This window comes from Paraburkholderia sp. BGA-UO-ETr-F12 (assembly GCF_059567945.1).
Genome location: NZ_JCAQOZ010000023.1, coordinates 74,411 through 88,432, shown reverse-complemented (window position 1 = coordinate 88,432; position 14,022 = coordinate 74,411). Strand labels below are relative to the sequence as shown.

12 protein-coding genes and 1 pseudogene are annotated in these 14,022 nt (G+C 62.8%); 6 read left to right on the top strand and 7 right to left on the bottom strand.

What is annotated here, in order from left to right; genetic code table 11:
- A pseudogene (locus AC57B6_RS09050) lies at nucleotides 1-250 on the bottom strand (hypothetical protein); the annotation flags it as partial.
- A 403-nt stretch (nucleotides 251-653) separates the two neighbouring features.
- Here AC57B6_RS09050 and glyQ point away from each other — a divergent pair.
- Genes glyQ through AC57B6_RS09025 form a run of 5 tightly spaced genes read left to right on the top strand, consistent with a single transcriptional unit; the run spans nucleotide 654 to nucleotide 6,075 of the window.
- Nucleotides 654-1,661 carry a glycine--tRNA ligase subunit alpha gene (glyQ, locus tag AC57B6_RS09045; RefSeq protein WP_081833198.1) on the top strand — a complete coding sequence of 336 codons (1,008 nt, stop codon included), beginning with the start codon at nucleotides 654-656 and terminating at the stop codon, nucleotides 1,659-1,661.
- A 15-nt stretch (nucleotides 1,662-1,676) separates the two neighbouring features.
- Entirely contained in the window at nucleotides 1,677-3,776 is a 2,100-nt protein-coding gene (gene glyS / locus AC57B6_RS09040; RefSeq protein ID WP_106355353.1) for a glycine--tRNA ligase subunit beta, read from the top strand.
- A gap of 10 nt (nucleotides 3,777-3,786) precedes the next feature.
- Nucleotides 3,787-4,341: a D-glycero-beta-D-manno-heptose 1,7-bisphosphate 7-phosphatase gene (gene gmhB, locus AC57B6_RS09035; RefSeq protein ID WP_028198880.1), complete on the top strand. Its 555-nt coding sequence runs from the start codon at nucleotides 3,787-3,789 to the stop codon at nucleotides 4,339-4,341.
- A 40-nt stretch (nucleotides 4,342-4,381) separates the two neighbouring features.
- Nucleotides 4,382-5,140 carry a lysophospholipid acyltransferase family protein gene (locus tag AC57B6_RS09030; protein ID WP_028198881.1) on the top strand — a complete coding sequence of 253 codons (759 nt, stop codon included), beginning with the start codon at nucleotides 4,382-4,384 and terminating at the stop codon, nucleotides 5,138-5,140.
- Nucleotides 5,141-5,184: 44 nt separating this feature from the next.
- Nucleotides 5,185-6,075, top strand: a complete 891-nt coding sequence (locus AC57B6_RS09025; RefSeq protein WP_496421012.1) for a M48 family metallopeptidase — start codon at nucleotides 5,185-5,187, stop codon at nucleotides 6,073-6,075.
- A 92-nt stretch (nucleotides 6,076-6,167) separates the two neighbouring features.
- Here the strand turns inward: AC57B6_RS09025 and AC57B6_RS09020 are convergent, their stop codons facing one another.
- From AC57B6_RS09020 to AC57B6_RS08995, 6 genes are all read right to left on the bottom strand, one after another.
- Nucleotides 6,168-6,566 carry a DUF4440 domain-containing protein gene (locus AC57B6_RS09020; protein WP_028198883.1) on the bottom strand — a complete coding sequence of 133 codons (399 nt, stop codon included), beginning with the start codon at nucleotides 6,564-6,566 and terminating at the stop codon, nucleotides 6,168-6,170.
- 26 nt (nucleotides 6,567-6,592) lie between these two features.
- Nucleotides 6,593-6,979: a lactoylglutathione lyase gene (gloA, locus tag AC57B6_RS09015; RefSeq protein ID WP_028198884.1), complete on the bottom strand. Its 387-nt coding sequence runs from the start codon at nucleotides 6,977-6,979 to the stop codon at nucleotides 6,593-6,595.
- Nucleotides 6,980-7,101: 122 nt separating this feature from the next.
- A complete protein-coding gene (locus tag AC57B6_RS09010) occupies nucleotides 7,102-8,754 on the bottom strand; it encodes a long-chain-fatty-acid--CoA ligase (RefSeq protein WP_496421011.1) in 1,653 nt (550 codons plus the stop codon).
- Nucleotides 8,755-8,825: 71 nt separating this feature from the next.
- Complete coding sequence (locus tag AC57B6_RS09005; RefSeq protein WP_496421010.1) at nucleotides 8,826-10,646, bottom strand: alkyl sulfatase dimerization domain-containing protein; 1,821 nt, start codon at nucleotides 10,644-10,646, stop codon at nucleotides 8,826-8,828.
- Between the two features lie 109 nt (nucleotides 10,647-10,755).
- Nucleotides 10,756-11,445 (bottom strand): TetR/AcrR family transcriptional regulator, encoded by a 690-nt coding sequence (locus tag AC57B6_RS09000; protein ID WP_496421009.1) that lies wholly within the window; start codon nucleotides 11,443-11,445, stop codon nucleotides 10,756-10,758.
- Between the two features lie 162 nt (nucleotides 11,446-11,607).
- Nucleotides 11,608-12,564 (bottom strand): LysR family transcriptional regulator, encoded by a 957-nt coding sequence (locus AC57B6_RS08995; protein ID WP_042276263.1) that lies wholly within the window; start codon nucleotides 12,562-12,564, stop codon nucleotides 11,608-11,610.
- Between the two features lie 102 nt (nucleotides 12,565-12,666).
- Between AC57B6_RS08995 and AC57B6_RS08990 the strand changes: the two genes are divergently transcribed.
- Complete coding sequence (locus tag AC57B6_RS08990; protein ID WP_406867920.1) at nucleotides 12,667-14,013, top strand: MFS transporter; 1,347 nt, start codon at nucleotides 12,667-12,669, stop codon at nucleotides 14,011-14,013.
- Nucleotides 14,014-14,022 lie beyond the last annotated feature (9 nt).

The window sequence follows — 14,022 nt, the reverse complement described above, 5'->3', positions numbered from 1 at the left end:
CCTGCCGCCGGATTGCCGTGATGTTGCCCGCAGCGTCGTAGTCGTAGTACGCGGTGGCGCCAGACACGGTGACCGACGTCAACCGGCCCAAGGCGTCGTAGCCGTAGGTGATGTCGTCGGCGTAGGCAAGTGTGACAAAAGCGAATCCAAGCATCACTCCGCAGCATCTGCCAAGCAGTCGCAGCAATCCAGACGGCAAAGGCATAGACAACCGAGAAACAGGCTGCTCGAAGGTATTTTCAATGGCCATCGATATCTCCTTCCACAAAATATAAATAAGGTTTACTTAATATTTTTTTAACGATATCGAAAGGAAATCTCCGCGCCCACTTCTTTTGTGTCAAATTTGGTCAATACAAGAATCGATGATCCGCGTCAAAGCATTCGCCGATAAGCACGCGGGTCCGCGAAGGCATCCAGACAGCTCACATCTCAGCACCAGGTCAGCCGTCCGAACCCTCACACCTCGAACCGCCGAGCGAGGTAAATCCCCCTTCGTCTTCCGGGTTGCACACTCACCCTCAGCCGCCGCCACCCCGCAAAACGGACACCCCCCTCCCTTTCCGTTAAAATCTACGGTTTAGCACTTCGCTCCACGGTCAGCCCGCGCGCTCCGGCGTTTGCGGCGCGGCCCTATGCCCGAAAGGCACTTCATGCTCACGTTTCAGCAAATCATCCTGACACTGCAGTCCTACTGGGATAAGCAGGGTTGCGCGTTGCTCCAGCCGATCGACATGGAAGTCGGCGCGGGCACGTCCCACGTCCATACTTTCCTGCGCGCGATCGGTCCGGAACCGTGGCGAGCCGCCTATGTGCAGCCGTCGCGCCGCCCGAAAGACGGCCGTTACGGCGAGAACCCGAACCGCTTGCAGCACTACTACCAGTACCAGGTGGTGCTCAAGCCGGCGCCGGAAAACATCCTCGATCTGTACCTCGGCTCGTTGGAGGCCCTCGGCTTCGATCTGAAGCAGAACGACGTGCGCTTCGTCGAGGACGATTGGGAAAACCCGACGCTCGGCGCCTGGGGCCTCGGTTGGGAAGTGTGGCTGAACGGCATGGAAGTGACCCAGTTCACCTACTTCCAGCAAGTCGGCGGGCTGGATTGCAAGCCGGTGCTCGGCGAAATCACCTACGGCCTCGAACGTCTCGCGATGTACCTGCAGAAGGTGGAAAACGTTTACGACCTCGTCTGGACCGAGTGGGAAGAGCAAGGCCCGAACGGCCCGGAACTGCGTCGCCTGACGTACGGCGACGTGTACCACCAGAACGAAGTCGAACAGTCGACCTACAACTTCGAGCACGCGAACGTCGATCTGCTGTTCACGTTCTTCAACAGCTACGAAGCGGAAGCCAAGCGCATGATCGAAGCGCAGATCGCGCTGCCCGCTTATGAACTGGTGCTGAAGGCCGGCCACACGTTCAACCTGCTCGACGCCCGCGGCGCAATCTCCGTCACGGAACGTGCGGCCTATATCGGCCGGATCCGCGCGCTGTCACGTCTGGTCGCGCAGGCTTACTACGAATCGCGCGAAAAGCTCGGTTTCCCGATGCTCGGCAATCCGGTGCACGGCGTGCCAGGCCTCACGACCGACGAACAGGATGCAGCCAAGCCCGCATGGGCACCGCCGCTGAAAATCGAACGCAAGATCGATCCGGACTGACGAGAACATCAAGAAATGACTCAACCCCATCAAGCTACCCTGCTCGTCGAGCTGCTGACCGAAGAACTGCCGCCAAAAGCGCTCGCGCGCCTCGGTGACGCCTTCGCCGAAGGCATTGCGCAGCGCCTCGCGGCGCGCGACCTGATCGAAGGCGAACTGTCGTTCGAACGTTACGCCACGCCGCGCCGCCTCGCCGTCACGATCAAGAACGTACGTGCGGTCGCGCCTGAAAAACACGTGCGCGAAAAAGTGCTGCCGGTTTCGGTCGCGCTCGATAAAGACGGCCAGCCCACCGCGCCGCTCGCCAAGAAACTGGCCGCGCTCGGCTTCCCCGACTTCTCGGTGAACGACCTGGAACGCGCGCAGGACGGCAAGGCCGAAGCCTTCTTCCTGCGCTACGCCGCGCCGGGCGCCACGCTCGTCGAAGGCCTGCAAAGCGCGCTCAACGAAACGCTCGCCAAGCTGCCGATCCCGAAGGTGATGACGTATCAGCGCCCGGACGGCACCAACGTGCAGTTCGTGCGTCCGGTGCATCGCCTGACCACCCTGCACGGCGACCAGGTCGTGCCGGTCACGGCGCTCGGTATCGACGCCGACGACACCACACTCGGCCACCGCTTCCTGTCCGAAGGCCTCGTGCAGATCCAGCACGCGGATTCGTACGCCGACACGCTGTTGCACAAGGGCCGCGTGGTCGCGAATTTCGCCGACCGCAAGGAAACCATCCGCACGCATCTGCTCGCGCAAGCCGACGGCGACCAGGTCGTGATGCCCGAATCGCTGCTGGATGAAGTGAATTCGCTGGTCGAATGGCCGGTGGTCTACGCCTGCCGTTTCGAGGACGAGTTCCTGCAAGTGCCGCAGGAATGCCTGATCCTGACCATGCAGACGAACCAGAAATACTTCGCGTTGACGGATGCGAACGGCAAGCTGCGCTCGCGCTTCCTGATCGTGTCGAACATCGAAACGAAGACGCCGGGCGATATCGTCGAAGGTAACGAACGCGTGGTGCGTCCGCGTCTGGCCGATGCGAAGTTCTTCTTCGAGCAGGACAAGAAGAAGCCGCTCGCCGAGCGCGTCCCGCTGCTCGCCAATGTCGTCTATCACAACAAGCTGGGTTCGGCGCTGCAACGCGTCGAGCGCGTCGAAGCGCTGGCGGGTGCAATCGCCTCGCTGATCGGTGCGGATGTCGGACTGGCAAAGCGCGCCGCGCGTCTCTCGAAGGCCGACCTGATCACCGACATGGTCGGCGAATTCCCCGAGCTGCAAGGCACGATGGGCACGTACTACGCGCGCCACGACGGCGAGCCGGAAGAAGTTGCGCTGGCCTGCTCGGAACACTATCAGCCGCGTTTCTCCGGCGATGCATTGCCCGCCACGGCAACCGGCACCGTCGTCGCGCTTGCCGACAAGCTTGAAACGCTGGTCGGCATCTGGGGCATCGGCCTGCAACCGACCGGCGAGAAAGACCCGTTCGCGCTGCGCCGTCATGCGCTGGGCGTACTGCGGATTCTGGTCGAGAAGCAATTGCCGGTCGATCTGATCGAACTGCTGCGCACCGCTTACGCGCAATTTGCCGCCGTGCCGGGTGTCGCCGATTCGACGCAGGCAATTTACGAATTCAGCATGGACCGCCTGCGCGGTCTGCTGCGCGAACGCGGCTACGCGCCGGGCGAAATCGACGCGGTGCTGGCACTGAACCCCACGCGCCTCGACGACATCGTCGCGCGTCTGGATGCGGTGCGCGAGTTCGCTGCGCTGCCGGAAGCGGCCTCGCTCGCTGCGGCTAACAAGCGCATTTCGAACATCCTGAAAAAGTCGGAAGGCTCGGTCACCGGTGGTGTGCAGGTCACTCTGCTAATCGAAGCGGCGGAAAAAGCCTTGCATGCGCAACTGGAGCAGGTCGCACCGCGCGTGCAATCGCAACTCGCCGCGCGCGACTATACGGGCGCGCTGACCGCGCTCGCCGCGTTGCGCGAACCTGTCGATACGTTCTTCAACGACGTGATGGTCAACGCCGAAGACCCGGCGTTGCGCGCCAACCGTCTGGCTTTGCTCGGCGCGCTGCATCAGCAGATGAATTGCGTCGCCGACATTTCCCGACTCGCCGCCTGAGCCCCGCGCCATGCCGACCAAAAAAGTGGTGATCCTCGACCGCGACGGCGTGATCAACGTCGATTCCGACGCGTTCATCAAGTCGCCGGACGAATGGGTCGCCCTGCCCGGTTCGCTAGAAGCGATCGCGCGGCTCAACCAGGCGGGTTATCGCATTGCGGTCGCGACCAACCAGTCGGGCATCGGCCGCGGTCTCTTCGACATGAACGCGCTCAATGCGATGCATCTGAAAATGCATCGCATGGCGGCGGCAGTCGGCGGGCGTATCGACGCGGTGTTCTTCTGCCCGCATACGGCGCAGGATCACTGCGAATGTCGCAAGCCAAAGCCCGGTATGCTGAAGATGATCGCCGAACGTTTCGAAGTCGATCCGCAGCATACGCCGGTGGTCGGCGACGCGATGCGTGACCTGGAAGCGGGCGCGTCGCTCGGACATCCAACCCACCTGGTGCTGACCGGCAAAGGCCGCAAAACGCTCCAGGCCGGCGGACTGCCCGAAGGCACGCGCGTGCATGACGACCTGCGGGCGTTCGCGCTCGACTTCCTTTCCGACGCTCAAGAGTGACACGCACCACGCGCGTCCCCAACCCTCACAGACCACGCCGATGCGCTTCATCCGTTCCCTGCTGCTGCTGATCTATTTCGTGCTCTTCACGGTGCCGTACGCAACCGCGTGCTTCATCGCGTTTCCGTTCATGCGCGCCGACAGCCGCTACTGGATGGCAGCCGGCTGGTGCCGCGCCACGCTGCGCACGGTACGCTGGCTGAACGGCATCCGCTACAGGATCGAAGGCTTCGAGAACCTGCCCGACGGTCCGGCCGTGCTGCTGTCCAAGCATCAATCGGCGTGGGAAACGCTGGCGTTTCCGGCGCTGATGCCGCGGCCGCTGTGCTACGTGTTCAAGCGCGAGCTGCTGTACGTTCCGTTCTTCGGCTGGGCGCTCGGCATGCTGAAGATGGTTCACATCGACCGCAAGGAAGGCAAGTACGCGTTCGAGTCGGTCATCCGGCAAGGCAAGCAGCGCATGGCGGAAGGCGCCTGGGTCATCATGTTTCCGGAAGGCACCCGTACGCCCACCGGCAAGCAGGGCAAGTACAAAACCGGCGGCGCGCGTTTCGCGATTGCCACCGGCGCACCCGTCGTGCCGATCGCGCACAACGCCGGGCGCGTGTGGCCGCGTAACTCGTTTCTCAAATATGCGGGTATAGTCACAGTGTCGATCGGCAAGCCGATTGACACGACGGGGCTCACGCCCGATGAAGTGAACACGCGCGTCGAACAATGGATCGAAGCAGAAATGCGTCGCATCGATCCTACTGCGTACCGCGCGGCGGATAGCAGTTCCGCCGCCGCACCAATCTGACGCGCCCGCGCCCTCGAAGGCGCATTTGCGCGAAGCCGAATCCGATGCAGAAGTCTCCTACGTCGCAGCCCGCTGTGGCGCTCGATAACCGGCAGCTCGATCTCCCGCTCTTCGCCGAGCCGGGGTCGACGTCGTCGTCCCCAACACCCTCCGCTCCGTCCGCGGGTTCGCAAGGCGGGCAGCAACCGGCCGTGCCGCTCGCACCGGATGGCACCAAGCTGCGCAGTATCACCATCGGTTCGCGCACGCTGCACTATGTGCTCAAGCGCTCGGCCCGCCGTTCGATCGGGTTTGCAATCGACAGCACCGGCCTGATGATTACCGCACCACGTTGGGTCACGCTCGCCGATATCGAAACCGCGATCACCGAAAAGCAGCGCTGGATTTTCACGAAGCTGATCGAGTGGCAAACGCGTGTCGAACAGCGCGCGCTGCCCAAGGTCGACTGGAAAGACGGTGCCGAAGTGCCGTATCTCGGCCAGCCGGTGCGTGTGAAGCTCGGCTCGCCGCAAGGCACGCTCGCGTTCAATGCGGATGAAGCCTCGTTGCAGGTTCCACTGCCGTTGCAAGCCGATCCGCAGCAGATCAAGGATCGCGTGCAAGGCTGGCTGCAGGGCGAAGCAAAACGTCTGTTCGGCGAGCGCCTCGCGATCTACGCGGAAAAGCTGGGTGTCAACTATCGTGCGTATGCGCTCTCTTCAGCGGCCACCCGTTGGGGCAGTTGTTCGAGCGACGGCAAGATCCGCCTGAACTGGCGGCTGATTCACTTTCCGTTGTCGATCATCGACTACGTCGTGGCGCACGAGCTCGCGCATCTGCGGGAGATGAATCACAGTCCCCGCTTCTGGCAGACGGTCGAATCGATTTTCCCGGAATTCCGCGAAGCGCGGCAGACGTTGAAGTCGCATCCGCCGGAATTATTGCCGACGCTTTAGAACCTTCGGGCTTTCTTCGGCACAAAGCCGCGAAACCTCGAAGCCGGTGCCTCAGCCCAAAGCCGACGCACCGGCGTTCCAAAACCCGCCACTTACTCCGTGCAGAAGGTTTCCTGCAGGTGACGCCACATCACCTTGCCGTGTGCGTCGAGTTCCAGCACCGCTGTCGAGCGTCGCACGTTCGCATTGCCCGCGCTGTCGCGCTGATACTCGCGATATTTCACCACCGCGCCCGACGGATACTCGGCGACGATTTCCATATCGCGGATAGTGATCTGCGAGCCGGGACGCGCGCCGCTCAGCTTCGTGAAAGTCGCGCGCAGACCCGCGTGGTCGAGTACGAGACCGGACGGCATGACCAGCGTGAACTGCGGGGCAAAGCGCGCCATGATGCGTTCCAGCGCGCCGTGATCCGCGGAGCCGTCAAACAGCGCCTGAATTTCGACGTGAATGTCGGCAAGTTCGTTGAAGTAGGGATTGCTGTTATTCATCGCTTGTCCTCGCCCTGCCGCTTACGTCATTTTTTCTTCTGGATGAACTCGATCTTGTAGCCATCCGGATCTTCGACGAAAGCGATCACGGTAGTGCCGTGCTTCATCGGGCCGGCTTCGCGCACGACCTTGCCGCCTTGCGCCTTGATCTTGTCGCACGCTGCATAGGCGTCTTCCACTTCGACCGCGAGGTGGCCAAAGCCGTTGCCGAGGTCGTACGACGGCGTGTCCCAGTTATGTGTCAGTTCGAGAACGGTACCGCTGCGTTCGTCTTCATAGCCGACAAACGCCAGCGTGAATTTACCTTCCGGATAATCCTCGCGGCGCAGCAATTTCATGCCGAGCAGGTCGGTGTAAAAAGCAATCGAACGGTCCAGGTCGCCGACCCGGAGCATGGTGTGAAGCAGGCGCATCGTGTACTCCCTAGTGCGTGGTGTCGAGAACAAGAATGTACCCGGAATTACGCCACGCTGCAGGGAGCCTCAACGTTGCAGCATGTCGGACACCCAAGTCAGGACACACGACACGCCCGTTTTCAGCCCGCGCTTTTCACCTCGTCGCGCAATACGCGCCGCAAAATCTTGCCGACGTTAGTCTTTGGCAGTTCGCTGCGAAACTCGATGATTTTGGGGCGCTTGTAACCCGTCAGCTGCTCCTTGCAGAAGGCGAGAATCTCCGCTTCGGTGAGCGCCGGGTCTTTCTTGACCACATAAAGCTTCACCACCTCACCCGCCTCGGCGTCCGGCACGCCGACCGCGACCACTTCGAACACGCCCGGATGCTTCGCCACCACGTCCTCGATTTCGTTCGGATATACGTTGAAGCCCGACACCAGAATCATGTCTTTCTTGCGATCGACGATTTTCACGAAACCTTCTTCCGTCATCAGGCCAATGTCACCGGATTTGAAGAAGCCATCCGGCGTCATCACCTTCGCGGTTTCATCGGGACGGTTCCAATAGCCGGCCATCACCTGCGGTCCGCGAATGCAGATTTCGCCGCGCTCGCCGAGCGGCACTTCGCGACCGGCGTCGTCGCGAATCGAAATATCCGTGGACGGCAACGGCAAGCCGACGGTCCCGGTGAATGCGGTGGACGTCGGCAGATTGGTGGTGGCGCACGGCGAGGTTTCCGAGAGCCCATAACCTTCGACGATCGGCACGCCAGTCAGCGCTTGCCAGCGTTGCGCAACGGCTTGCTGCACCGCCATGCCGCCGCCGTTCGATTGCACCAGCTTCGAGAAGTCGAGCGTCTTGAAGTCAGGTTCGTTCAGCAGCGCGTTGTACATCGTGTTCACGCCGGGGAACGAGTTGAGCGCGAAGCCTTGCAAGGCTTTGATCATCCCGGGCAGATCGCGCGGATTCGGAATCAGGATGCCCAGGCCGCCGCAACGCATCGTCAGCAAACCGCAGATCGTCAGCCCGAAGATGTGATAAAGCGGCAGCGCGACGACCGTGATGTACTGCTTGATATCGCTGCGCTCGCGATAAACCGGCTCGCGCCACAACGCCGATTGCAGCACGTTGGCGATCAGATTGCCATGCAGCAACGTGGCGCCTTTCGAAACGCCGGTCGTGCCGCCGGTATATTGGAGCACGGCCACATCGTTTTGCGTGAGCGCGACCGGCGTGAAGCCCGCCTCCGCACCACGGGCAATTGCATCGTCCAGCGCGATACACGAAGCTGGCGGCAGATCGCCCGCGATCACGGGGCTCCCGGCACCGAGCATCTCGCCGATCGAAGTCAGCACAACATGCCTGACCGACGTATGCGCCTGCACCGCCTCAAGCGTCTTCGCGAACGTGTCGAGCAGCACGATTGCCTGCGCGCCGCTATCGATCAACTGATGCTCCAGCTCTCGCGGCGTATACAGCGGATTGACGTTCACCACCACGTAGCCCGCGCGCAGAATGGCTGCCATGGCCACCGGATACTGCAGCACGTTCGGCAGCATCACAGCGATACGCGTGCCCCGCGCAAGACCCAGCCGTTGAAACCACGCAGCAAGATCACGCGACTTCGCATCGAGTTCGCCGTAGGTCAGCTCGCGCCCCATGCAGACGAACGCGCGCGCGGCCGCGTGCGCCGCGAAACTCTGCTCCAGCATGTCGCCAACGGAGCTGAACCGTGTAGCGTCGATCTCCGCCGGGACGCCCGGCGGGTAGGACTTCAACCATATCTTTTCCAAGTCTCCTCCGTGTGTTTCGTATCGCAATGCGCCAATGCATGATGTGGCGCGACGCCGTTTCTATCCTGACTCTATCGCGTGGTCAGTGCGGGCATCCGCCGCGCCGGCCTATCGAAGCAGTCGAAAAACGCGTGCAACTGCGCAGCCGTGCCGCGCTCCAGGGCTACTGTGCCGCTCTCCAGACACTTCGGCAACTGCGCCGCCATGTCGCGAAGCGCACTGTACAAAGTGGCGGTTTGCAGCGCGAGTTGGACGTCGATCGCCGCAGGCGCGCACTCGTGAATCTGCAACACGCCACGCCGCAATTCGAGCGCGTAGGTTTCATCGCGATCCGTCACGCGGAATGCGAGCGTCATCTGTACGTCGGTACAACGTTGCGGATCGACGTTCACGCTGAAGCGCTGGAACACATTGCGCAGCGGTTGAGCGCGCAACACATCCACCGATGCGAAGCTCGAACTGCCGCCAAACGGCAATTCGTCATAGGCATGCTCGAGCTCGCGTGCCGCGCTCAGATACCAGTTACGCCAGTTGGTGTTCACCGTGCGATAGCCCAATTCGCGCAGCGCGCTCGCCTTAAGATTGCGCGCCTCGCTGTCGGTTTTGTCGAGACGCACCAGCAGCGTCGCCAACTCCGTGGCCCAGCGCCAGTCCGACTCGTCCATTGCCGCGCGCACGGCGGCGCGCACTGCCTCTGCGCCGCCCATCATCTGTACCATGCGCCGCGAACGTTCAACACGCGGCAACGGATCGAGCGACGCCGGATCGCCGTCGAACCAGCCGAGTTGACCGCTATATACCTGTCGCACCGAATGCTTGACGGTGCCGTAGTACTCGCCGAGCCATGCATGTTCCGCGAGATGAGGCGGCAACGCGGGAATCGCCTCGGCGAGTTCGTCCGGGCTCAGACCGAGGTTCATCTGGCGGATGGTCTGGTCATGAATGAACTGGATAGCGTCGCGATACACGCACAACACCTCGGCAACGTATTGCGCGCCCGATACCGGGCGGCCATGCGCCGGCACCATATGCGCCGCATTGAAGCCGCGCATCATGTCGATCGTCTGATACCAGCGCACCGGATCGCGATAACGCGTGCCGCGCAGCGTATGTACGTTCGCGAGACACTCGCCCTGGATCACTTCCGCCGACAGCAGCACATCGAGGTCCGGCAGCCACATGACGATTTCGTCGTCGGCTTCGGAAGGCGCATAGCGGAACTCGAACCGCACGCCTGCCAGCACGATGTCGAGCCTGTCGTCGAACACGTGCGTCGGCGCGAAGAAACTCGCCGGCTCGGCGATCAGAACCGGCCCGATGCCCGCGTTGACCTTGCCGGTCGCGCCCTCCGGCAGCAGGGTGCCGAAGCTGTACGCCGAACGCGTGGCGAGAATCGGCGCCACGAGATTGGCGTTGTTGATCACGGTTTCCATTAACGAGCGGTGCGCGATGATCTCGATGCTGCCGGCCTCGAGCGCGGCTTCGTCGACAAAAGCACGCACGCCGCCCGTATGATCCGTGTGGTTGTGCGTGTAGACCACGGCCTTGACCGGCAGCTTTGCGTGCCGCGGATCGATCGCGCAGAAATCCTCATAGATGCGTTTCGCTGCCGACACCGCTTCGGTCGTGTCGATGACCACGATGCCCTCGTCGCCCACCACGAAGATAATGTTCGCGATTGCATAGCCGACCGCGCAATACACGCGCCCGGCGACGCGATAGATCCGCTGCGCCATGCGTCGCGAGTGCTCGGTGAGGCGCGGCGGCACGGTCGGCGCAGCAATCGTGAATGCGAGATTCACGCCGGCGTCGAACGCGACATCGAGCGGTTCGCCGATATGCGGCGCATCGAAGGCGGGATTGCGGCCCCGTTCCGGGCAACATGAACTCATGCAGTGTCTCCTTGAAGGCTCGACGGCGCGCAGTGGAAATCGTGCGGCATCCGGATAGTTTTCTGGCGTACAGAACCGGAATTCCGATTCCGTTTTTTGGGCAAAAAAATCAGTGGTCCGGGAGGCCGAGGCAACGGCGCAGCCGGATCTGCAACCACGAGCGCAACTGGCGGCTGGACAGCGACAAAGGACCGGGATCGTTCAGCACGCTGTTGACCAGCATGCCAAGAATCATCTGCAAAGTGGCGCGCACTTCGAATTCGAGCGCCTGGGTGGTGTCGTGATCCGCCTTGATGCCGCGCGACCGCGCCAATGCGGTGACGAGACGCGGCACCATCATTGCCAGAACTTCGTGATTGGCCGACTTCACGACATCCCAACTGGCTTTGCGTTGCGACGCCCGCAGCAGCGACGCGTGATACAACCCGCGATTGCGCCGGAACGTCACGACGTAAAACGAAATGACCGCATCGGCAAGCGTGCCCGCATCGTTCGAACGCCAGGCAGGGTCACGCTCGACGGCCTCGCGTACGTGCTCGAGCCCCGCTTCCATCGCCGCATCCTGGAGGACATCGAAGAAGGCGTCCTTGTTGTCGAAGCGCCGATAGAATGCGCCGATCGACGTACCCGCGCGCTCGACGATGTCGTTGATCGACAGATCGTCGAGATTGCCGCTCGCTTCGATCAACTCGCGCCCGGCCTGCAGCATGCGAACGAGCCCTTGCTGACTGCGCGTCTGACGCGGCGCCGCGATGGCGCCCGGCTGCGCTTCGCGGCCGCGTGGTGAAGTCGTCGTCATGCGCTGTTCAGTCTGGGTTCGCTGCTTCGATAATAGGGAGGATTCACGCAAAACCGGAATCTGGATTCCGGATCGTCCGCGATTGGAGCCGCTGTGTCAACCGCCTCCAGGGTAATCACGGGGACGCTCATCGAATCGCACCGCCGGCCATCCATCCGCCCGCTACGCCGTCGGCGCGCCGGAGTGCAGCAGGCCCTGCGCAGCGCGGTTGGCGTCCTCCATCACCTGCTCGGCAAGCCCCAACGCGGAATACGCGGCGGGCGAAGGCGTGCGTTCGGCCAGATACACGAGCGCGAATTCCAGTGCGAGACGCGGCGGATTGACGAGCGGAATGCGCGCGAGCCGCCGCATTTCCAGATCCCGCCGCACCGCTGACGCCGTGGAGAACAGCACCGCGTCCGTCTGCGCGGCGACGTCCTTCAGCACCGCCACGTCGTTGCATTCGATCTGCAATGGAATCTGCTCGTGAGCACGATACTTGAGCAGGCGATGCAAGGCGTCTTTCATGAACGCGGGCAAGCTCACCGAGACCAGCGGGAACTCGCGCAACGCCGCCAACTGCACGGTGCCGCGTGCAAACAGCGGATGGTCCGGCCGCGCGAACCAGCCGCCCTCGTGACGCGGCAGGCGCTGCAACGTGACATCGGGCGTGACGGGCGGCACCCGGCGGTCGGTGACCAGAAAATCGATCTGTTCGCCCCGCAGCTTGGCAAGCAGCCCATCGCCTTCGCCGAGTTCGATCGACACCTTGATCTTCGGAAAGCGCCGCGCGAACTCCACCAGCAAGTCCGGCAGCAGCACGACGGCCGCATAGGGACCGAGGCCGATACGCACTTCGCCGAGTTCGTGCGCCTTCAGCAGTTCGACGTCGCGGAACAGGCAACGCGTTTCGAACAGCACACGCCGGGCGCGCTCCACCAGCAGCCGCCCGGCCGCTGTCATCGCGACGCCGCGGGCGGCACGATCGAACAGCTTCATGCCGACTTCCTCTTCCAGCGCCTGGATGCTGCGGCTCAGCGCCGGCTGGCTCAAATGAACCCGCTCGGCGGCGCGCGCAAAACTGCCTTCCTCGGCCAGCGCGATCAGATGGCCAAGGCGGCGGGAATTGACCTCATGCATGATTTGCAAGCTCCCGATAACGAGAATGCACTTGAACAATTCACTTATACCACCTCAAATGGGCGAAAACCCAGCGCCCCGCGCCAGAAACGGAGACACGCCTTGCCCACTATTCTCAGCAGCACGAAGCGCTGCACGGCGCTCGCCGCCGATACGGCGCCGCTTCAGGCCGCCCACACACGCGAGGCCGCGCCGAGCCGCCGCTGGGTCATCGTCGCCTCGCTGTTCCTGTTCATGTTGATCAATTTCGCCGACAAGGCCGTGCTCGGACTGGTCGCGATCCCGATGATGCATGACATGCAATTGACGCATGGTCAGTTCGGCTTCGTCGGCAGCGCGTTTTTTCTGCTGTTCTCGCTCTCGGGCATTGCCATTGGCCTGATTGCCGACCGCGTCAATATGAAATGGCTGCTTGCCGCGCTCGCGCTGACCTGGGCGGTCGCGCAGTTGCCGCTCGCGTGGCCGACCAGCTTTGCCGTGCTGCTGCTATGCCGCGTCCTGCTGGGTGCGGGCGAAGGACCGGCCTCGTCGCTCGCGTTGCATGTGGTCTATAGCTGGTTCGACGACCGTGAGCGCAGTCTTCCCACCGTTATCGTGCAGCAGGGGGCAACGGCTGGCGTCATCATCGCCGGGCCCGCGCTCACCTATATCTCGCAGCAATGGCACTGGCACGCAACGTTTCTCACGCTTGGCGCGGTCGGCATTGGATGGACGATCCTGTGGCTGTGTCTGGGCAAGACAGGGAATCGTCAGCACAACGCCTCACCCGCGCTCGCCGTTGCAGGGGCGGTCCCTCGCGCGGCGTCGTTGCGCTTGCGGCACATGCTGAGCGACCGCACGGTCATCGGCGTGATGCTGCAATGCTTTGTCGCCTATGCGGTAATCGCGATCGGTTTCACCTGGGTGCCCGCGTATTTCCGGCTCGGCCTCGGCTTCGCCGCAACCCAGGCCGGCTGGCTGTTCGCGCTGCAAGTCGCGGCGCAGATTCCGATCGGCATCGCGCTCGCGATGGTCTCGCATCGCATGCTCAAGCGTGGCGTGTCGTCGAAGGCAGCTCGCGGCAAGTTGATCAGCGCGGTATGCGTGGTGAGCGGACTGGCGTACTGCGCATTGCTGTTCGGCGCGCCGCCGCTCGTCAAGGTCGCCTTGATGGGGCTCGCCAGCGCGTTGGCGCTTCAGACGTTCACCTTCGGTCCGATGCTGGTCGCGGAAGTCGCGCCCGTGGCGCGGCGCGGGGCCTTGCTCGCGATCACCAACTCGATCTTCACCACGGCCGGACTGATCGGCCCCGTCGCGATGGGCAAGCTGCTCGGCGCGGCAGGCGACGCGCGTGGCTACGAGATCGGCTTCGCGGTAACGGGCGTGCTGCTGCTGATCGTCGGCACAACGGGGTTCACGCTGATCGATCCGCAACGGTCGAAGCGGCGCATGGAAGGCGCGTCGGCGTAAATCGGGCGT

Coding starts and splice junctions, on each gene's coding strand:
- glyS (WP_106355353.1), top strand. CDS start 1,677: ATGACTCAACCCCATCAAGCTACCCTGCTCGTCGAGCTGCTGACCGAA.
- gloA (WP_028198884.1), bottom strand. CDS start 6,979: ATGCGCCTGCTTCACACCATGCTCCGGGTCGGCGACCTGGACCGTTCG.
- AC57B6_RS09025 (WP_496421012.1), top strand. CDS start 5,185: ATGCAGAAGTCTCCTACGTCGCAGCCCGCTGTGGCGCTCGATAACCGG.
- AC57B6_RS09020 (WP_028198883.1), bottom strand. CDS start 6,566: ATGAATAACAGCAATCCCTACTTCAACGAACTTGCCGACATTCACGTC.
- AC57B6_RS09000 (WP_496421009.1), bottom strand. CDS start 11,445: ATGACGACGACTTCACCACGCGGCCGCGAAGCGCAGCCGGGCGCCATC.
- glyQ (WP_081833198.1), top strand. CDS start 654: ATGCTCACGTTTCAGCAAATCATCCTGACACTGCAGTCCTACTGGGAT.
- AC57B6_RS08995 (WP_042276263.1), bottom strand. CDS start 12,564: ATGCATGAGGTCAATTCCCGCCGCCTTGGCCATCTGATCGCGCTGGCC.
- AC57B6_RS09030 (WP_028198881.1), top strand. CDS start 4,382: ATGCGCTTCATCCGTTCCCTGCTGCTGCTGATCTATTTCGTGCTCTTC.
- AC57B6_RS09005 (WP_496421010.1), bottom strand. CDS start 10,646: ATGAGTTCATGTTGCCCGGAACGGGGCCGCAATCCCGCCTTCGATGCG.
- gmhB (WP_028198880.1), top strand. CDS start 3,787: ATGCCGACCAAAAAAGTGGTGATCCTCGACCGCGACGGCGTGATCAAC.